The organism is Erwinia persicina, from assembly GCF_014838825.1.
Lineage (GTDB): Bacteria > Pseudomonadota > Gammaproteobacteria > Enterobacterales > Enterobacteriaceae > Erwinia > Erwinia persicina_A.
In genome coordinates this window covers 626,047-644,500 of record NZ_JACYMO010000002.1, presented here as the reverse complement: position 1 = coordinate 644,500, position 18,454 = coordinate 626,047, and the positions used below count along the sequence as shown (strand labels likewise).

Genomic DNA, 18,454 nt, shown 5'->3' with positions numbered 1-18,454 from the left:
CACTGGCTTAACGCATAACGCACCTTTCTGGTGCGTTTTTTCTATACTCCTCATTGTGCCTCTCTTTTCTGTGTGATCTGCGCCTCAGCCAGGACTCAGACCAGCACTGACTAATGGTCTGAAAAATGCAGATTTTTAAACTCTGGCACAGCGTTTGCTTTAATCATTTCGTGTCGCTGAAACAACCTATTTTTTTTACTGGAGGGGATCGTATGAAGCTGGTTACCGTGGTAATCAAACCGTTCAAACTGGAAGACGTGCGAGAAGCACTGTCGTCAATCGGCATTCAGGGTCTCACTGTCACTGAAGTGAAAGGCTTCGGCCGTCAGAAAGGCCATGCAGAACTGTATCGCGGTGCTGAATACAGCGTGAACTTCCTGCCAAAAGTAAAAATTGATATTGCGATTGCAGACGACCAGCTTGATGAAGTGGTTGATGTCATTAGCAAAGCGGCCTATACAGGCAAAATTGGTGACGGGAAGATCTTTGTTGCAGAACTGCAACGGGTCATCCGTATTCGCACCGGCGAAACTGACGAAGCAGCACTGTAATTCGGGGCTCAGAATTGTGATGGGATGGGATAAAATGAAAAAACTCGCTAAGTTAGGCCTCGCCGGTGCTGCTTTTTTACCGTCGCTGGCAATGGCCGCTGCGCCTGCGGTCGCGGATAAAGCTGACAACGCCTTTATGATGATCTGCACCGCGCTGGTGCTGTTTATGACAATCCCCGGCATTGCCCTGTTTTACGGCGGCCTGATCCGCGCTAAAAACGTGTTGTCGATGCTGACCCAGGTGGCAATGACCTTCGCCATGGTCTGTGTACTGTGGATGGTGTATGGCTATTCGCTGGCGTTCAGCGAAGGCAATGCCTTCTTCGGTAACTTTAACTGGGCGATGCTGAAAAATATCTCACCGACTGCCGTGATGGGATCTTACTACCAGTATATCCACGTCGCCTTCCAGGCCTCTTTCGCCTGCATCACCGTGGGCCTGATTGTCGGTGCCATCGCCGAGCGTATTCGTTTCTCTGCCTTGCTGATTTTTGTTGTCATCTGGCTGACCTTTGCCTATCTGCCGATTGCACATATGGTATGGGCGGGCGGCTTCCTGGCTCAGGATGGCGCACTGGACTTTGCGGGCGGTACGGTGGTGCACATTAATGCGGCGGTTGCAGGCCTGGTCGGGGCTTACCTGGTCGGTAAACGCGCCGGCTTTGGTAAAGAGGCATTCAAACCTCACAACCTGCCGATGGTCTTCACCGGCACCGCGATACTCTACTTTGGCTGGTTCGGCTTCAACGCAGGCTCAGCCAGTGCAGCGAACGAAATTGCCGGTCTGGCATTCCTCAACACCGTGATTGCGACAGCGGGAGCGATGTTGAGCTGGACCTTCGGTGAGTGGGCCCTGCGCGGTAAGCCTTCTCTGCTGGGCGTCAGCTCGGGTGTGATTGCCGGTCTGGTCGCCATCACGCCAGCCTGTGGCTATGTGGGCGTAGGCGGAGCACTGATTATTGGTCTGGTCGGGGGGCTCGCCGGTCTCTGGGGCGTCACCATTCTGAAAAAATGGCTGCGGGTTGACGATCCCTGCGATGTCTTCGGTGTTCACGGCGTGTGCGGCATCGTTGGCTGCATCCTGACCGGTATCTTCGCCTCCTCTTCCCTGGGCGGCGTAGGCTACGCAGAAGGCGTGACCATGGGGCACCAGGTCTGGGTCCAGCTGTTCAGCGTGGGTCTGACGATCGTCTGGACGGCGGTAGTGGCGTTCATCGGCTTTAAAGTGGCGGATATGATTGTTGGTCTGCGTGTGCCGGAAGAGCACGAACGTGAAGGTCTGGACGTCAACAGCCACGGCGAGAATGCTTACAACCAGTAAGCGGCTGTCAGCCTGAAAAGGCAGTGTGCAGCAAACCGAACAAAAAGCGGGCCATCAGGCCCGCTTTTTTTATGGGGCCGGTTAAGAACGCTGGCGGATCACGCCTTCCTGAACGGTAGATGCGACGAGGACGCCCTGCTGGTTCCAGAACTCACCGCGAACAAAGCCGCGGGCACTGGAGGCAGAGGTGCTTTCTACGCTGTACAGCAGCCATTCATTCAGGTCGAAAGGGCGGTGGAACCACATAGAGTGATCTATTGTGGCTACCTGCATTCCCGGCTCCAGGAAGCCTTTACCGTGCGGCTGCAGCGAGACGGGCAGAAAGTTGAAATCAGAAGCATAACCCAGCAGATACTGATGGATGCGTTTATCCTCTGGCATGGTGCCGTTCGCCCGCAGCCAGGTGTACCGCGCCGGTTCACTGACATGGCCCTTTAACGGGTTATGGAACTCGACAGGGCGGATCTCGAAGGGTTTTTCAGATAAAAACTTATCGCGCGCTTTTTCCGGAAGATAGTGCGCCAGCTGGCGGGCTATGTCCGTCTCATTAGGCAGATTGTCCGGGCCGGGGGCGTCAGGCATGCGCTTTTGATGTTCGAAACCGCTTTCAGGCCCCTGGAAGGAGGCGGTCATGTAAAAAATAGGTTTGCCGTTCTGTACGGCTTTGACGCGGCGGGCACTGAAGCTCTGACCATCACGCAGGTTTTCAACATCATAAATAATGGCTTTCTGACTATCGCCAGGACGCAGAAAGTAGCTGTGGAAGGAGTGAATAATCCGTTCCTGCGGCACCGTCTGTTTTGCCGCATACAGCGCCTGACCGACCACCTGTCCGCCAAAAACCTGACGCAGGCCCAGATCTTCACTTTGACCACGGAACAGACCCTCTTCCAGTGTTTCCAAATCCAGCAGGTTTAACAAATTTTGCAGCGCCTGGCCCATATGCGGTTCCTCAATAATTTTTCCTTTTCCAGTTTGCGAGATCCGACCAGTTAGCGTCAACGTCTGTTTATGCGATCTGTGGAGGCGGGAGTCAAAAGCAGATTATCAGGGGTTCCAGGAAAAAATCAGGAACTTGTGCCAGAATTAAATCTACCCAGGCAGTAGAGAACTGTCTTTTTTGCGGCGAAGTGATGGCCGTAAGCGTTGATCGGAAGGAGAAACTATCAATGAAATACTGGCATGTATTAAGTAGTGCGGCGCTGGCTGTAGCCATTTCAGGCTGTGCTGATAAAAGCAAAGATGTGCCGACGCCAACCCTGGGTTCCCAGGTGAATGGACAGCAGGCGGTGATTAAGCAGCCTAATGTGAGCGGGACGGTATGGATCCGTCAGAAAGTGGCACTGCCACCGGATGCCGTGCTGACCGTAACCCTGTCTGATGCCTCTCTGGCCGATGCACCGTCTAAAGTGCTGTCGCAGCGTGCCGTGCGCACTGAAGGCAAACAGGCCCCGTTCAAATTTACCCTGCCTTTCAACCCGGCAGATGTTCAGCCAAATGCACGTATTCTGTTAAGCGCAGCGGTGACGGTAGACGGCAAAATGCTGTTTATCACCGATACGGTTAAGCAGGTCGTGACGACGGGCGGTACTGAACAGGATCTGACGCTGGTACCGGTGCCGTCAATGGCCATGCCAACGCAGGGCGGGGCAGCGACCACGGTGCCATCAACCTCACCGACGCAGGTCTCACCGTCCTCAGCCGTTCCGGCACCGACGTCTCTGTAATAAAAAACGCCCCGTCAGGGGCGTTTTTTATGGCTGCCAGCGGTAACGTTTAAGATCGATATGACCTTCCACTGATACCACAATCCCTTCACTGAGCAGAGCGTTACGCTGCCTGTTGAGATCGTCACCCGCCAGAGAGATGCTGCCCTTACGATTGATGACCCGATGCCAGGGCAGTTTGCTGCCTTCTGGCAGACGCTTCAGCACTCCGCCGACCTGTCGGGCCGCGCGAGGGGAGCCTGCCAGCAGGGCGATGTCACCGTAGGTGGCGACGGAACCATAAGGAATAGCGGCCACTATCTGATAGATGCGCTGCCGGAAGCTGTCATGTTCAATTGTCATGGTCGTCCATACCGGGGAAATATGCGGCTAATCGTGCAAGAAACCAACGGTCATCGAGGCGTGGCTTGCAATTGCCAGGGGCATCATTGATAATGCCTGCGCTCTGGTTATCCAGGGCAATCAATGGGGGCCCGGTTGGTTCTCCCGCAATGCTAATTTGTGAACTCGGTCAGATCCGGAAGGAAGCAGCCGTAACAGATGACGCGTGTGCCGGGATGTAGCTGGCAGGGCCCCCACCCAATTCTGCGCTCTGCCCTCACACGTTTCTCATCTTCTCTGCATTCAGTTACACATTCATTAGCGCACAAACTTCCATACGGCGACAGGCACTTTGTCATACAGCTTATTCATTGTCAGTTCAGCCAGGCGGTGATCCGCAGCCGAATAGAATACTGCCAGTTCGTCGTCAGATAACTCGTATTTGTTCTTTTCGATTACACGTTCAAGCGTGTCGATTGAACGACAACGTCTGAGGCGCATAAGATAATCAGTTTTCGTTAAAAGTTTGTCTGTCATTATTAAACCGTAGAAAGAGTAATGGGTTGCTAAAAGGAATGGCTGGCGTGTATACGGCCTGTTGCACACTCTTCTGCAAAAATGTTGAACAGCCGCTTTGCTGATTTCTGCCAGCGCTGTAGGTCCTGAACATTAATGCCGTAATTACTAAACAGCATAAAAGTGTCATCAAGGTATTCATCGATCTGACTTATCAGATCACTATCCTCGATGTGCTTAATTTTGTAATTCATCGTGAAGGCTGCAATATGCTCAATCAGGTCATTAAGCTGCAAATTGGCAACAGAAGTGGGATCGTTAACCCAGCCGTGATGGCTATCGCCTAATGTCGCCATACTTTCGTCGTACAGGCTTTCACATAAGAATTTAAGCTGGGCAATATCATGCCTTCTCGGTGAGTATTCGTCCATCTTTTTCCCCTCCATAGCTTGCGAAACGTGCCATATGACCGCACTTTTAAACAGAGTGTGCCAGGAAGTGATAAATACAACTCAACTATGAACATCTATACAAAATATAACTTAATTTAAATTAACCGTTCTACTTCTGACCCAATATTACAATTCGTCTGACATTGAATCACGATCGTTATCAATGAAATCAAACACCAGGGCCTCAGGAAGATAGCTAAAATTGACCGACTGGTGTGTTGTTTCAAATGCGTCTATATCGAGACAGGCATTGAACACGTTCCAGCGGAAGCTGTAGTTAAGTTTATAACGCGATTGTTGCAAATGTTCCAGGGAAATAATTCTGATGCTGTCGGGAACATATCGCGCATTTTGTGAATACCATTCCAGAGAACCCACAAGGTGATCTTCTATTTTGGGAATTATCTGTTGGATCTCATGTGTTAATTCTAGTTGGTCAGGGGACGTTTGACGATATTTTATGGTTATTGTTTTGCGCATTTTTTCCTCACAGAGTTAATTTTTACTAATCAGGCCCCCTGCTTAAGACGCTTAATAACGTCACCTGCTAAAAGTAGTGTAGCCTATCGTGATGATTTGTCTGTCGATTATTTTTACCCGAAATGCGTTTTTGGTCACACACCTAATGACTTGTTGAATTTTATTTATATAAAAATCGGCACCAGACCCGCTACCTCATGAAATACCTGGATACATTTTTGCTTTACCGTTAACGAGCGTTTTACGATACTTTAATTGTTATGTTATAACATATTAAATGGTTTCATCATGAACACCTCTCCCTTTTTTTTACGCTTCGGTACGCTACTGACTTGCCCGGCATGGGTGCGCGTAGGGCTGACTGCCATTCTGGTGATACTGCTGGTCATGCTCACAGTGTGGGCGGCGAACTGATGATCCAGTTAAACCAACTGGTGGTCGGCTACCAGCATCATGCGGTTACCCCTCCGCTTTTCGGGGAATTTACCCGGGGCAGCATGACGGCTTTAGTGGGCGCTAACGGCTGCGGTAAGTCGACATTGCTGAAAACGCTGTGCGGGATGTTGCCTGCCGTTGGGGGCACCTTTACTTACTCCCTTCCGCGCCCGGCGGTGGCCTGGCTGCCGCAGCACTCTGAGATTGAGAAAAGCTTTCCACTCACGGTATTTGACCTGGTCGCTATGGGATTCTGGCGGCGCTGTGGCTGGCTGCGCGGCATCTCAAAGCGGCAGAGAAAAGAGGCGCTGGTGGCGCTGGAGCGCGTCAACATGCTGCCGTATGCCGATGCCGCTCCCGGCACGCTGTCGGGCGGACAGCTACAGCGCGTGTTATTTGCGCGTCTGCTTATACAGGATGCCGAACTGCTGCTGCTGGATGAACCCTTCACCGGCGTGGACAGCGATACCACCGAGCTGCTGCTGGCCCTGCTGGCAGAGCGTCATCGGGCGGGATGCACCTTAATTGTGGTTCTGCATGATATGGCAACGGTGGCCCAGCATTTCCCACAAATATTACGCCTGAAGGAGCAGCACAGTGAATGGTCGTGCCGCGACTGCGGTGTGACCGGGCTAAATTTCGGGCGCAGTGCCGGGGGCGGGGTATGATGCTGATACACCCTTTTATTGAGTTTGGTTTTATGCGCCGCGCGCTGATCGCCTGTGTGGCGTTGTCGCTCAGTGCCACGCCGCTGGGGGTCTTTCTTCTGCTGCGTCGCATGAGTCTGGTCGGCGATGCGTTATCGCATGCAGTGCTGCCCGGTGCCGCCATTGGCTATCTGCTTTCCGGACTCTCACTGGTGGCGATGGGCATTGGCGGGGCGATTGCCGGGTTGACGGTTGCCCTGCTGTCGGGCGCGGTAAGCCGCTATACGCCCCTGCGTGAAGATGCCAGTTTTGCGGGTTTCTATCTCGGTTCGCTGGCACTAGGGGTCACCCTGGTCTCATTACGCGGTTCCAGCGTGGATCTGCTGCACGTTCTGTTTGGATCGCTGCTGGCGGTCGATATCCCCTCTATTGTGCTGGTCAGTGCCATCAGCAGCCTGTCTTTACTGGTTTTCGCCTTTATCTACCGACCGCTGGTCATTGATGCCTTTGACCCGACTTTTTTACGTGCCCAGAACCGCTGGACCTCCCCGCTGGTGCACGGCATTTTTCTCGTGCTGGTCGTAGTGAATCTGGTCGCCGGGTTTCAGGTTCTCGGCACGCTGATGAGCGTCGGGCTGATGATGCTGCCGGCAGCCAGCGCACGTTTCTGGAGCCGCCATCTTTCCGGCACGCTGGCGGCGGCGATGATCCTGGCGACCACTGCCAGCATCAGCGGCCTCTGTGCTTCCTTTTATCTCTCATTACCTGCCGGGCCGGCGGTGGTGCTCAGTGCTGCAATTTTATTTTTTATTTCTATTTTAATCGGGCCTTGCGGCGGCATTTTTGCCGGACGCAAAACATTGTCTATGGCAAAGGAGTCAAAATGAAAAAATTACCTGTAGCGCTGGCACTGTCAGCATTGCTGGCTACCCCGATGGTGATGGCGAAGACCGTGGAAGCGGTAGCCAGCTTTACGGTGCTGGCTGACATCGTAAAGAATATCGGCGGTGAGCATGTGGAGGTGAAAAGTCTGGTCGGGCCAAATGGCGATCCGCACAGCTTTGAACCTACGCCGAAAGACAGCCAGGCGCTGGCCCATGCTGATGTTGTTTTCGTCAGCGGACTGGGTATGGAAGGGTGGATGGACCGCCTGATTTCGGCATCCGGTTATCAGGGGCAGACGGTTGTGGCTTCCAGCGGCATTAATACCCGCACCATGGAAGAAGACGGTAAGACCATTACCGACCCCCATGCCTGGAACAGCATGCAGAACGGCGTGACTTATGCCACGAACGTAATGAACGCGCTAATCGCGGCCGATCCGCAGGATGCGGACTACTTCCGCCAGCACGGCGGTGCGTATATTCAACAGCTGAAGCAGCTGGATAGCTGGGCGCAGAAGGCATTCAGCGTTATCCCGGTGGAAAAACGTAAAGTGCTGACCAGTCATGATGCCTTTGGCTACTTCGGTCAGCGCTACGGTGTGAAATTTCTTTCCCCGGTCGGTTTTTCAACCGAATCTGAGGCCAGTGCCTCAGACGTCGCGGCACTGATCACCCAGTTAAAACATGAGAAAATCCATGCGTACTTTATTGAAAACCAGACGGATCCGCGGCTGGTTCAGCAAATCGCTGCTTCCGGTGGCGCCACCTCCGGAGGGGAACTGTATCCGGAAGCATTAACGGCGCGCGGGGGGGCCGCTGACAGCTATATCAACGCCTTCAAACACAATGTGAATGCGATGGTCAGCAGTATGAAGTAACGACGTTTTACTGACAGCCCCCGGCACAGATAGGGGGCTGGCAATCAGAAGGTGCGGTGGTAGTTCACCAGCGGAAGAACCGGTACGGCGGCATTGGCGGCGATATTGATCACCCCAATCTGCAGGCCTTCAAGATGCTGAGTGGCATTAATCAGACCAAACTGAAAGGAAGTGGTATCGGCATAGTTGAAAGCACCAATATCGGTACCGCTTTCCCCGGTGGAAACATTTACCGCACCGAAGTTAAGCCCGTTAACATGGTGAGAGACGTTGACGACCCCCAGATTGGCCCCTTCCACATCGCTGGCAATATTGACCGCGCCCAGATTCATCCCCGTGACATTATGCGTCATGCTGACCAGGCCAATGTTAGCCCCTGTGATATCACCAGAATAATTAAACGGTGCCAGATTGGCCCCGGTGACCTTGCCAGCAACGTTGACGAGGCCAAGGTTAAAGCCGGTGATATCGCCCTCACTCCAGTTACCCAACGCACCGATATTCACGCCGTTTACGTTGCCAGAGTGGTTCAGCACGCTGACATTGACCCCCGCTGTATCCTGCTGGGTCCAGTTAAAAGGGGCCACATTGACACCATTTACCTGTCCGGTGGTGTAATTAGCGATAGCGCCCACATTCACCCCGTTCACGTTCCCCGTGGCGGCGATCGCCCCCAGGTTAACCCCGGTAACGCTCTTCGCCTCACTGTAAATCCCGACGTTTGCTCCGTACAGATCGCCGACCCGGTTGATCACGCCGAGGTTAAAACCCTGGTCCTCACCGCCGTGCCAGTTAAACAGGCTGATAGCAGCACCATTGATGCCATAACGAATATGAGATCCCGCGATCGCGCCAAGCTGGAGGCCGTTGAGCTGGTCGAGCTGGTCGTAACCGAGAACAGGCAGGTCCAAACCGCTGACCGTGCCCGTATCGCTATAAAACAGCGTACCGTGAAAGCCATTTACTTCGGTGTCTTTCGGCAGGTTGCTGTACGCCGAAAGCTGGATGGGCGTGGCATGGCCTGCAACAGAATAGATCGCGCACGTGCATAATAGAGCCAATGTTGAACGTTTCATTTGATATCCCTATTAAATTTTTAACCGTAACATCACGAATGTCTGATTCTTTATTTGCTTTTTTAAGCTACTGATTTTGATGTTTTTTTATTGACTTAATGTGCCGGTAGCCGCCACGAAGGAAGGGTTGGGGTAATATGGCTTTCAATAACTCTCTGGAAGTCATCATGATTTTTTAAAACCAGCAAGATGCGCAGTGAAAAAATGGAAAAAAAAGGGATAGCTTGCGCTATCCCTTTTACAGTCACCGCCAGCGGCGGCGATCAGCGTTTTTTCCCCCCCGTCCCCTGCACGGCTTTAAAGCGGGGGTTGCTTTTACAAATAACAAAGACGCGGCCATGGCGGCGAACGATCTTGCAGTCTTTATGGCGTTTTTTAGCCGAAGCCAGTGAGCTTAATACCTGCATGATGACTCCTTATTTTTTCATCGCGCCAAGAAAACCGCCGAAACGCTGGCTGAAGCGTGCGGCGCTGCCTTCTTTAGCAAATTCTTTCTGTTTACCGGTGTAATAAACATGTGAGGCAGAAGAGACGTCCAGCAGGACATACGGCATCTGTTTACCTTCATGTTCAATCGTACGGTCAGTTTTGATGGTGGAACCCACCACAAAGTAAGCATCAGCCGTGGTGTCATGGAAAACCACCTGGCGGTAGGCAGGATGAATGCCCTGTTTCATTATCGACCTCAAATGTAATGTTATACTATAACAATAGTATGCGCCGCTGATTTTCAAATTGCAACTGCAGAAGGGGCAGGGGGAAGGTAGATAAACAAAAAAAAGGCCACCCGGAGGTGGCCTTTTAATCAAATCAACTCAGTGTTGATCAGTGATGATGGGTATCAACAGGATGGCTGTGTTCCAGCTCCTCTTTGTTCTTACTGAAGCGGCGGCGTACCACCACAAAGAACACAGGAACAAAGAAGATAGCCAGTACGGTTGCCGTCACCATACCGCCCATGACGCCAGTACCGACGGCGTTCTGAGCGCCGGAGCCCGCACCACTACTGATTGCCAGCGGCAGAACACCGAGGATAAAGGCCAGAGAGGTCATCAGAATCGGACGTAAACGCATACGTACCGCATCCAGGGTGGCCTCAACCAGTCCTTTGCCTTCTTTTTCCATCAGGTCTTTAGCGAACTCGACGATCAGGATGGCGTTCTTCGCCGACAACCCTATGGTTGTCAACAGCCCCACGACGAAGTAAACGTCATTGCTCAGTCCGCGAAGGGTGGTGAAGATCAGCGCCCCGACCACACCCAATGGAACCACCAGCATAACCGAGAACGGAATCGACCAGCTCTCGTACAGCGCAGCCAGACACAGGAACACGACAATCAGCGAGATGGCATACAGTGCCGGAGCCTGATTACCAGACAAACGTTCCTGGTATGACATCCCCGTCCAGTCATAGCCAATACCGGTTGGCAGCTTCGAGGCCAGATCCTGCATCAGATCCATCGCTTCACCGGAGCTTTTACCCGGAGCCGGTTGTCCTAACAGCTCCATTGACGGCAGGCCGTTATAACGTTCCAGACGTGGCGAACCGTACACCCAGTTGGCAGATGCGAAGGCATCAAAGGAGACCATCTCGCCGCTGGAAGAGCGCACATACCAGTTACCGATATCGCCAGGCAGCATACGATAAGGTGCATCACCCATCACGTACACTTTCTTCACGCGGCCACGGTCAATGAAGTCATTGACGTAGGAGCCGCCCCAGGCCGCTGCCAGCGTGGTGTTGATATCAGACAGCGATACCCCCAGCGCCTGTGCTTTTTCCTGATCGATGTTCAGTTTAAACTGAGGGGTATCTTCCAGACCGTTAGGGCGAACACCGACCAGCACGTCCGGATGTTGGGCAATCATACCCAGCAGCTGGTTACGCGCGGCAGTCAGTTGTTCATGGCCAAGGCCACCCTGATCGATCAGCTGGAAGTCGAAGCCGGTAGCCTGACCCAGTTCGACAATCGCTGGCAGGTTGAACGGGATCACCATCGCATCTTTAATCGCTGACAGTGCCCCCATTGCCCGTCCGGCAATTGCTGGAACCTTATTATCCGCACCCGGGCGTTCATCCCACGGCTTCAGGCTGACGAAGGCAAGACCGGTGTTCTGACCACGACCCGCAAAGCCAAAGCCGTTAACCGTAAACACGGAGTTCACAGTGGCTTTTTCTTTAGTGAGATAGTAATCCGTCACCTCATCCAGCACCTTCTGAGTACGTTCCTGAGTGGCACCGGCAGGAAGCTGGGCCATAGTCAGGAACACACCCTGATCTTCTTCCGGCAGGAAGGAGGTCGGCAGGCGCAGGAACAGGAAGGCCATTCCCACGACAATCAGCAGGTAAATCACCAGGTAACGACCGGTACTGCGTACAATGTGACCTACGCTGTCGGTGTAGTGATTGGTGCTTTTGTCAAACAGGCGGTTGAACCAGCCAAAGAAACCGGTTGTTTTACCGTGATCGCCTTTCGCAATCGGTTTCAGCATCGTGGCACACAGTGCCGGGGTCAGGATCAGCGCAACCACCACCGACAGCACCATTGCAGATACAATGGTAATCGAGAACTGACGGTAGATAACGCCGGTTGAACCCCCGAAGAAGGCCATCGGGATAAATACCGCCGACAGGACCAGAGCAATCCCCACCAGGGCGCCCTGAATCTGATCCATCGATTTACGGGTGGCTTCCTTCGGCGGCAGGCCCTCTTCGGCCATCACACGCTCGACGTTTTCTACCACCACGATGGCGTCATCCACCAGCAGGCCGATGGCAAGCACCATCCCGAACATCGTCAGCGTGTTTATCGAATACCCGAAGGCACTGATAATGGCAAAGGTCCCCAGCAACACCACCGGAACGGCGATCGTGGGGATCAGCGTTGCGCGGAAGTTTTGCAGGAACAGATACATGACCAGGAACACCAGCACGATGGCTTCTACCAGCGTTTTTACCACTTCGTTAATAGAAATTTTAACGAACGGCGTGGTGTCGTACGGGTAAACCACTTTCATCCCGGAAGGGAAGAACGGTTCCAGCTTGGTCAATTCGGCTTTTACTGCGGCCGCCGTGTCCAGCGCGTTAGCACCGGTGGCGAGTTTGATCCCCAGCCCGGAAGCCGGCTGACCATTATAGCGGGCAATGATCTCGTAGTTTTCCCCACCCAGCTCAATGTGTGCCACGTCGCTCAGACGAACGCGTGAACCGTCGCTGTTAACCTTCAGCAGGATCTTGCCGAACTCTTCAGCCGAGGTCAGACGCGTCTGCGCAATGATGGAGGCGTTAAGCTGCTGGCCCTGCACCGGAGGTGAACCACCGAGCTGACCCGCTGCAACCTGGGCGTTCTGGGTATTAATGGCGCTAATAACATCAACAGGCGTCAGCGCGTAGTTGTTAAGCTTATGAGGATCCATCCAGATACGCATAGCGTACTGCGCACCGAACAGCTGGGTATCACCAACGCCGGATACTCGACTGATAGGGTCTTTAATATTCGACCCGACATAGTCAGAGAGATCGTTCTGCGTCATGGTGCCGTTGTCATTAATGAAGCCGGCGACCATCAGGAAGCTACTGGAGGATTTTTGAACTTTAATCCCCTGTTGTTGCACTTCCTGAGGCAGCAGCGGCATCGCCAGTTGCAGTTTGTTCTGCACCTGCACCTGGGCGATGTCAGCATCCGTACCCGACTCAAATGTCAGGGTCAGCTGCAGCGTCCCGGAGGAGTCGCTGCTTGAACCCATGTACATCAGGCCGTCGATGCCGTTCATATTTTGTTCGATAACCTGCGTGACGGAGTCCTGCAGCGTTTTCGCATCAGCACCTGGGTAGGTTGCTGTGATCTCAATGGCCGTTGGAGCAACGTTAGGATATTGCTCGATCGGCAGTTTAAGAATCGACAGCGCACCCGCCAACATAATGATGATGGCGATTACCCAGGCAAAGATGGGGCGATCGATAAAAAACTTAGCCATGTCTCAGTGGCTCCTGTTAAGACTTCGGTTGTTCAGACTTCGCCTGAGACTCGGTACCTGCTTTGGCGCTGTCATCGCTGACTTCCTGAGGCGTTACCGCTGCACCAGGTTTCACGCGTTGCAGACCGGTCACAATCACACGGTCGCCATCTTTAAGACCTTCCGTTACCAGCCACTTATCACCGAATGCCTGATCGGCTTTCAGCGTGCGGACTTCAACCTTGTTATCCGCGCCCACGACCATAGCGGTCGCCTGACCGGTTGGCGTACGGGTGACACCCTGCTGAGGAACCAGCAGTGCATTCGGATTGGTACCTTCATCCAGTCGGGCACGCACGAACATGCCAGGCAGCAGGCTGTGATCCGGGTTAGGGAACACGGCACGCAGCGTGATGGAACCTGTGGTTTCATCCACGGTGACATCAGAGAATTCTAATGTTCCGCTCTGTGCGTATTCGCTACCATTCTGCATCAGGAGTTTCACTTCCGCTTTGCCGTCAGTCTGCTGAAGCTTGCCGGAGTTGAGCTCATTGCGCAGGCGCATGAAGTCTTCGCTGGACTGAGTGACATCCACGTAGATAGGGTCCAGCTGTTGTACGGTTGCCAGCGCTGTGGTTTGCCCGCTGGCGACCAGTGCACCTTCTGTCACCGAGGATTTACCAATGCGTCCGCTGATAGGCGAGGTCACGCGGGTATAGGCGAGGTTGATGCGTGCCGTTTCTACTGCGGCCTGAGCAACCTGGACGGCTGCCGCGGTCTGACCCTGGGTAGACATGGCGGTGTCATAGTCCTGCTGGCTGATGTACTTGGTGCCCAGCAGGGGCTTGTAGCGCTTAACGGTTAATGCAGCGATTTGCGCATTCGCCTGTGCCTGCGCCAGATCACCTTTCGCACTGTTATAGGATGCCTGATAGGTCGCCGGGTCGATCTGATATAAGGATTCGCCCGCCTTAATATCACTTCCTTCAACAAAGTTGCGTTTCAGAATAATGCCTGAGACCTGTGGGCGAACTTCTGCAATTCGGAACGATGAGGTACGACCTGGCAGGTCGGTAGTAATTTTAAGTGGGGCGCTTTTCAACGTTTTGATGCCCACTTCAGGTGCCTGTTGCTGCCCGGCCTGCTGCGAATCTTTGTTATCACATCCCGCTAGCACTAAGCTTCCTGAAAGCATCAGAACGGCCGCCAGAGGCGTTAACCCTCTGTTTTTGTTCATAAATAAACCTCGAGTGTCCGATATCGATTGTTCAATGGATCACAAACCCATAAACCCATTGCTGCGTTTAAATTATGGTCGTGCTATGGTACATACATTCGGAAATGTATGTAAGTCTAACCCTTTGTAAATAACACCCTCATGGCACGAAATACCAAACAACAGGCGCAGGAAACGCGCAATCACATCATCGATGCAGCTATCGAGCGTTTTTCTGAATATGGCGTTTCTAAAACGTCACTGGCTGATATTGCCTCAAGTGCTGGCGTGACGCGGGGTGCAATCTACTGGCATTTCAAAAATAAAACCGATTTACTCAATGAAATTTGGGCGCAGTCCGAATCCGGAATGGCGGACCTGGAGCTTGAGTATCAATCAAAATATCCTTCTGATCCACTTTCTGTGATGCGTGCTATGGTGCTGTATGTCCTTGACGCGACAGCCAGGGACCCAAGAAGACGTGCACTTATGGAAATTATTTACCACAAATGTGAGTTTGTTGGTGAAATGACCACCCTACAGCTGATGCAACAAAATCTCTATCTCGAATGTTACGAAAAGATAGAAGAAGTGCTGGCTCAGTGCATTGATGCAAAACAACTCCCCGAAAATCTGGACACCCGACGCGCGGCTATTGTGATGCGCGGCTATATCAGTGGCATCATGGAAAACTGGTTATTTATGCCAGAAAGCTTTGATCTGGCCGCCGATGCGCCACAGCTGGTGGCGACTCTGCTTGATATGCTGGCTTTCTGCCCGACGCTGCGTAAACCGGGTTAACGTCTCCCTGAGGACGGTGCCACCACTTTTTTTTCGAAATCCCGCTGCACAATCGCCAGTGCCGCCAGCACAGTTTCTGGCGCAATCTGATGTTCTTCCAGCAGCATAATTAAGTCAACGGCAAGCTTCACTTCTTCCGGCGCGGTTTCCAGCGACATAAACGCTCCTGTTCTGTTCCACCACGCGACGCGCAGTCAGATTCGTAAAATTTTGATTACTGCGATCATTACCAGCGCACCCGCCAGGGCGATCAGCAGGGCGCGGGGATCAAGCGTGGACAGCGTACCGTAATTGATATAGGTACTGATATAGCCACCCGTCAGCGCACCCACCGCTGCCAGTACCAGTGTTGGCATCAGTCCGCCGGGGCGGCCGGGAAAGAAATAGCGGGAGACAAAGCCCACCAGCAAACCGATAACCAGCCATGAGATCAGACCCATCGCATTGCTCCAGTCAAAAAGGGTGAGATGAGTATAGCCCTTTCACCCGGCATAAGGGCAGCACCGCTACCCGTGACGCTCACGATTTTCAATGCCGCGCTCAATACGTTTAAGCGCCTGCAGACAGCGCTGTAACCGGCCTTCAAGCGCTGCGATTTCTCTCTGCAACTGCTGCTGCTGAGCCAGGGTCTCCTGCGCTGACAGCAGGCTCTCACGGTCGCCAATCATCGCGCGTAAGCGCCTTTCGAAATCCTGATGTTCAGCCAGTTTTTCGTACAAATTTTCTTTCACCGGTACGGTACGGGGTTCGTTATTGCGCAGCTTTTGCGTCGCCAGCTCGCGCTGCAGCGCACTCATCTGCAACACCACGCGTTCGGCCATCCACGCCACGCTCTCGGTTCGATTATCCTTCACGCTTTGCTTAAGCTGCTCAAATGTCTGACGCACTTCCAGCAGGTAATCACCGAGCCGGGTGGTATGGCAATGGAACAGCTGCCTGTCGAAGCGTGCCTGTGCGGTTCGCTTGTTGGCATGGGGCTCCACAGCCTGCGCAAGTTGTTCCAGCTGGATATCGAGTTGTTGCAGTAAACCTGCGCTTTTCATCTTGTTCTCCCGGGCAGAAATGCGCGCTATGATACCCTGATTCTGAGGCATTTTACCGGGCGAGCCATGCAACGTTACATACTTATTGTTTTAGGCTGGGTTGCTGTGGTGCTGGCCACGCTGGGCGTGGTGCTGCCGCTGCTGCCCACGACGCCCTTTCTGCTGCTGGCAGCCTGGTGTTTTGCCCGTTCGTCGCCGCGCTTTCACCACTGGCTGCTGTACCGCTCCGTCTTCGGACGCTATCTGCGTCACTGGCAGCAGCACCGGGCAATGCCACCGGGGGCGAAGGGCAGGGCGATCCTGTTTATCCTTGTGACGTTTGCCTTTTCGCTGTGGATGGTCAAGATCCTCTGGGTTCGCCTGCTGCTGCTGGTCATCCTCGCCTGCCTGCTGGTCTTTATGATCCGTCTGCCGGTGGTTGATGAGGGGCAAGAAAAGCCGTGATTTTGCTAAACGCGGTTGCAATTGTCCGGCGCTTTGCATAGATTTGGTCGTTTTCGTGCGCGGCTTCCCCTCAACGTCAGAATTTCACCCGGCAATATGGCCGTTGCGTGAAATGAAGCTGCGCGAGTCAGATTTGTATTTACCAGGCGTAACATTATGACCGCGACTGCGCAGCAGCTTGAATTGATTAAAAACAGTATCAAAAGCATCCCGGATTACCCTAAGCCGGGCATTCTCTTTCGTGATGTCACCAGCCTGCTGGAAGACCCGACGGCGTTTGCACTGAGCATTGAACTGTTGGTTGAACGCTATCGTGACGCTGGCATCACCAAAGTGGTGGGCACCGAAGCGCGGGGGTTCCTGTTCGGCGCACCCGTGGCGCTTGGGCTGGGTGTGGGGTTTGTGCCGGTACGCAAACCGGGCAAGCTGCCGCGTAAAACCTTTGCGGAAACCTACGAGCTCGAGTACGGCACCGATACGCTGGAACTGCACTGTGATGCGATTCAGCCCGGCGATGTGGTGCTGGTGATCGACGACCTGCTGGCCACGGGCGGGACCATCGAAGCGACCGTGAAACTGATCCGCCGTGCGGGTGGCAGTGTTCAACATGCCGCTTTCATTATCAACCTGTTCGACCTGACGGGGGAATCCCGTCTGAAAGCGCTGGGTATTGAAAGCTACAGCCTGGTGAATTTCCCCGGTCACTAGTGTTTAGCGGGGCCGGCCTCTACGGCCGGCCCCGCTATGATTACGTTTCTTTTCTTCCCTCCCTCCCTTTCAGCCTGCCGGCAAAACATGCGCGTTTCTGCGCAGAGGCACAATTCGCCGCGACCTGCAGCCTCTCTGCTTTACAATACGACGGCAATCAACATTACGCCTGGAAGACCCACGCTGTCAGGGAAGCGCGAGATGAGAAAAATCGTTACCACTTTGCTGTTTGTGTCCCCCCTGGTCGGGGCGGCGGAATCTGGCCCGGTGGTGGAACCGGCCTCCCAGCACTACTATCATGCCGACACCATCAGCTGGCAGCCGAAGGCGATGTCCGGCCTGCATACTGTGACGCTCGGCTACGCGCAGAGCCATATCAAACACTTCAAAAATATGAAGGGGATCAACGCCCGTTACCGCTTTGAAATCCCCGAACTCCCTCTCAGCGCCATGGTGTCGTTTAGCGCGATGAATGCCAGAGGAAGTCAGCCTGAAGGCGAGGGGGGCGGGATCAAAAATCATCGGGTACGTTATTACTCGCTGATGGTGGGCCCGGCCTACCGCGTAACCTCCTGGGCCAGCCTGTATCTGCTGGGCGGCGCAGGCTGGGAGAGCAGTAGCAATGTGACTACCTACGATACGCCACCGGGCGGGCAGACCGGCCGTTACAAAATTTTTGATGCGCGTTTTGCCTGGGGAACGGGCGTCCAGTTTAACCTGATTGATAATCTGGCGCTGGATGTGGGTTACCAGGCCGGACACGTACAGAAAACGTCCAGCAACGGTTTCAGCCTGGGTATTGGCTACCGGTTCTAATCCTTCCCCCCTGTGCATCTTTTATCGGGGCGGCTGGCCCGCCCCCTCTCATCCGACGCTACCCTGCCCATATGGCTTTTTTTTGTCCGTTGCTGCCCGCCAGCCGTGTGATAAAGTCACAGGAATAAGACGGGGAAGCCGATAAACTGTTATAGTTGCCCGGTCTGGTTTATCACAACCT

The 18,454-nt window shown here is 53.6% G+C and carries 24 protein-coding genes and 1 other RNA gene; 12 read left to right on the top strand and 13 right to left on the bottom strand.

The window, feature by feature from the left end; all coding sequences use genetic code 11:
• Positions 1-212: 212 nt before the first annotated feature.
• The gene (glnK, locus tag IFU29_RS09130) at positions 213-551 is read left to right on the top strand and encodes a P-II family nitrogen regulator (protein ID WP_007886947.1); all 339 of its coding nucleotides are present in this window, start codon (positions 213-215) and stop codon (positions 549-551) included.
• A 19-nt stretch (positions 552-570) separates the two neighbouring features.
• Entirely contained in the window at positions 571-1,872 is a 1,302-nt protein-coding gene (gene amtB, locus IFU29_RS09125; RefSeq protein WP_191933627.1) for an ammonium transporter AmtB, read from the top strand.
• An 81-nt stretch (positions 1,873-1,953) separates the two neighbouring features.
• Here amtB and tesB read toward each other — a convergent pair whose 3' ends face one another.
• Positions 1,954-2,814: an acyl-CoA thioesterase II gene (gene tesB, locus IFU29_RS09120; RefSeq protein ID WP_191933626.1), complete on the bottom strand. Its 861-nt coding sequence runs from the start codon at positions 2,812-2,814 to the stop codon at positions 1,954-1,956.
• Between the two features lie 227 nt (positions 2,815-3,041).
• Between tesB and IFU29_RS09115 the strand changes: the two genes are divergently transcribed.
• Positions 3,042-3,599: a YbaY family lipoprotein gene (locus tag IFU29_RS09115; RefSeq protein WP_191933625.1), complete on the top strand. Its 558-nt coding sequence runs from the start codon at positions 3,042-3,044 to the stop codon at positions 3,597-3,599.
• Positions 3,600-3,626: 27 nt separating this feature from the next.
• Here IFU29_RS09115 and IFU29_RS09110 read toward each other — a convergent pair whose 3' ends face one another.
• On the bottom strand, positions 3,627-3,941 hold the full coding sequence (locus IFU29_RS09110) for an MGMT family protein (protein WP_191933624.1): 315 nt from the start codon (positions 3,939-3,941) through the stop codon (positions 3,627-3,629).
• 133 nt (positions 3,942-4,074) lie between these two features.
• Between IFU29_RS09110 and ffs the strand changes: the two genes are divergently transcribed.
• Positions 4,075-4,171, top strand: an RNA gene (gene ffs, locus IFU29_RS09105) — signal recognition particle sRNA small type.
• A 67-nt stretch (positions 4,172-4,238) separates the two neighbouring features.
• Here the strand turns inward: ffs and IFU29_RS09100 are convergent.
• The 3 genes from IFU29_RS09100 to IFU29_RS09090 form a co-directional block, all read right to left on the bottom strand.
• Positions 4,239-4,457: an HHA domain-containing protein gene (locus IFU29_RS09100; RefSeq protein ID WP_004156337.1), complete on the bottom strand. Its 219-nt coding sequence runs from the start codon at positions 4,455-4,457 to the stop codon at positions 4,239-4,241.
• A gap of 29 nt (positions 4,458-4,486) precedes the next feature.
• Positions 4,487-4,867 (bottom strand): Hha toxicity modulator TomB, encoded by a 381-nt coding sequence (tomB, locus tag IFU29_RS09095; protein WP_191933623.1) that lies wholly within the window; start codon positions 4,865-4,867, stop codon positions 4,487-4,489.
• 147 nt (positions 4,868-5,014) lie between these two features.
• A complete protein-coding gene (locus IFU29_RS09090) occupies positions 5,015-5,368 on the bottom strand; it encodes a hypothetical protein (protein ID WP_191933622.1) in 354 nt (117 codons plus the stop codon).
• Positions 5,369-5,656: 288 nt separating this feature from the next.
• Here IFU29_RS09090 and IFU29_RS22650 point away from each other — a divergent pair, with 288 nt between their 5' ends.
• From IFU29_RS22650 to IFU29_RS09075, 4 genes are read left to right on the top strand one after another with little or no spacing between them, the layout of a single operon-like run.
• Positions 5,657-5,782: a hypothetical protein gene (locus IFU29_RS22650; protein ID WP_274604285.1), complete on the top strand. Its 126-nt coding sequence runs from the start codon at positions 5,657-5,659 to the stop codon at positions 5,780-5,782.
• A complete protein-coding gene (locus tag IFU29_RS09085; RefSeq protein ID WP_191933621.1) occupies positions 5,782-6,471 on the top strand; it encodes a metal ABC transporter ATP-binding protein in 690 nt (229 codons plus the stop codon). The genes IFU29_RS22650 and IFU29_RS09085 overlap by 1 nt, the downstream gene beginning before the upstream one ends.
• Entirely contained in the window at positions 6,468-7,337 is an 870-nt protein-coding gene (locus tag IFU29_RS09080) for a metal ABC transporter permease (protein WP_191933620.1), read from the top strand. The genes IFU29_RS09085 and IFU29_RS09080 overlap by 4 nt, the downstream gene beginning before the upstream one ends.
• Positions 7,334-8,212 carry a metal ABC transporter substrate-binding protein gene (locus IFU29_RS09075; RefSeq protein ID WP_191933619.1) on the top strand — a complete coding sequence of 293 codons (879 nt, stop codon included), beginning with the start codon at positions 7,334-7,336 and terminating at the stop codon, positions 8,210-8,212. Before IFU29_RS09080 ends, IFU29_RS09075 begins: the two co-directional genes overlap by 4 nt.
• A 44-nt stretch (positions 8,213-8,256) precedes the next feature.
• Here the strand turns inward: IFU29_RS09075 and IFU29_RS09070 are convergent, their stop codons facing one another.
• The 5 genes from IFU29_RS09070 to IFU29_RS09050 all read right to left on the bottom strand — a co-directional run bounded on the left by IFU29_RS09070 (position 8,257) and on the right by IFU29_RS09050 (position 14,482).
• Positions 8,257-9,288 (bottom strand): hypothetical protein, encoded by a 1,032-nt coding sequence (locus IFU29_RS09070; RefSeq protein ID WP_191933618.1) that lies wholly within the window; start codon positions 9,286-9,288, stop codon positions 8,257-8,259.
• A 263-nt stretch (positions 9,289-9,551) separates the two neighbouring features.
• Complete coding sequence (gene ykgO, locus IFU29_RS09065; RefSeq protein WP_062745007.1) at positions 9,552-9,695, bottom strand: type B 50S ribosomal protein L36; 144 nt, start codon at positions 9,693-9,695, stop codon at positions 9,552-9,554.
• Positions 9,696-9,704: 9 nt separating this feature from the next.
• Positions 9,705-9,965, bottom strand: a complete 261-nt coding sequence (locus tag IFU29_RS09060; RefSeq protein WP_062745010.1) for a type B 50S ribosomal protein L31 — start codon at positions 9,963-9,965, stop codon at positions 9,705-9,707.
• 148 nt (positions 9,966-10,113) lie between these two features.
• A complete protein-coding gene (gene acrB, locus IFU29_RS09055) occupies positions 10,114-13,266 on the bottom strand; it encodes a multidrug efflux RND transporter permease subunit AcrB (RefSeq protein ID WP_191933617.1) in 3,153 nt (1,050 codons plus the stop codon).
• 16 nt (positions 13,267-13,282) lie between these two features.
• Positions 13,283-14,482: an efflux RND transporter periplasmic adaptor subunit gene (locus IFU29_RS09050; RefSeq protein WP_191933616.1), complete on the bottom strand. Its 1,200-nt coding sequence runs from the start codon at positions 14,480-14,482 to the stop codon at positions 13,283-13,285.
• Between the two features lie 141 nt (positions 14,483-14,623).
• On the opposite strand from IFU29_RS09050, the gene acrR reads away from it, so the two are divergent.
• On the top strand, positions 14,624-15,262 hold the full coding sequence (gene acrR / locus IFU29_RS09045; protein WP_191933615.1) for a multidrug efflux transporter transcriptional repressor AcrR: 639 nt from the start codon (positions 14,624-14,626) through the stop codon (positions 15,260-15,262).
• On the opposite strand, the gene rsmS is transcribed toward acrR, so the two are convergent.
• From rsmS to priC, 3 genes are all read right to left on the bottom strand, one after another.
• Positions 15,259-15,420 (bottom strand): pleiotropic regulatory protein RsmS, encoded by a 162-nt coding sequence (gene rsmS / locus IFU29_RS09040; RefSeq protein ID WP_191933614.1) that lies wholly within the window; start codon positions 15,418-15,420, stop codon positions 15,259-15,261. The genes acrR and rsmS overlap by 4 nt on opposite strands.
• 36 nt (positions 15,421-15,456) lie before the next feature.
• A complete protein-coding gene (locus IFU29_RS09035) occupies positions 15,457-15,702 on the bottom strand; it encodes a GlsB/YeaQ/YmgE family stress response membrane protein (RefSeq protein WP_191933613.1) in 246 nt (81 codons plus the stop codon).
• A gap of 66 nt (positions 15,703-15,768) precedes the next feature.
• On the bottom strand, positions 15,769-16,305 hold the full coding sequence (gene priC / locus IFU29_RS09030) for a primosomal replication protein PriC (protein ID WP_191933612.1): 537 nt from the start codon (positions 16,303-16,305) through the stop codon (positions 15,769-15,771).
• 66 nt (positions 16,306-16,371) lie between these two features.
• On the opposite strand from priC, the gene IFU29_RS09025 reads away from it, so the two are divergent.
• From IFU29_RS09025 to IFU29_RS09015, 3 genes are all read left to right on the top strand, one after another.
• Entirely contained in the window at positions 16,372-16,749 is a 378-nt protein-coding gene (locus IFU29_RS09025) for a DUF454 family protein (RefSeq protein ID WP_191933611.1), read from the top strand.
• A 156-nt stretch (positions 16,750-16,905) separates the two neighbouring features.
• The gene (gene apt, locus IFU29_RS09020) at positions 16,906-17,457 is read left to right on the top strand and encodes an adenine phosphoribosyltransferase (RefSeq protein ID WP_191933610.1); all 552 of its coding nucleotides are present in this window, start codon (positions 16,906-16,908) and stop codon (positions 17,455-17,457) included.
• Between the two features lie 201 nt (positions 17,458-17,658).
• Positions 17,659-18,273, top strand: coding sequence for an Ail/Lom family outer membrane beta-barrel protein (locus IFU29_RS09015; protein WP_191933609.1), 615 nt, complete (start codon positions 17,659-17,661; stop codon positions 18,271-18,273).
• Positions 18,274-18,454: the final 181 nt, after the last annotated feature.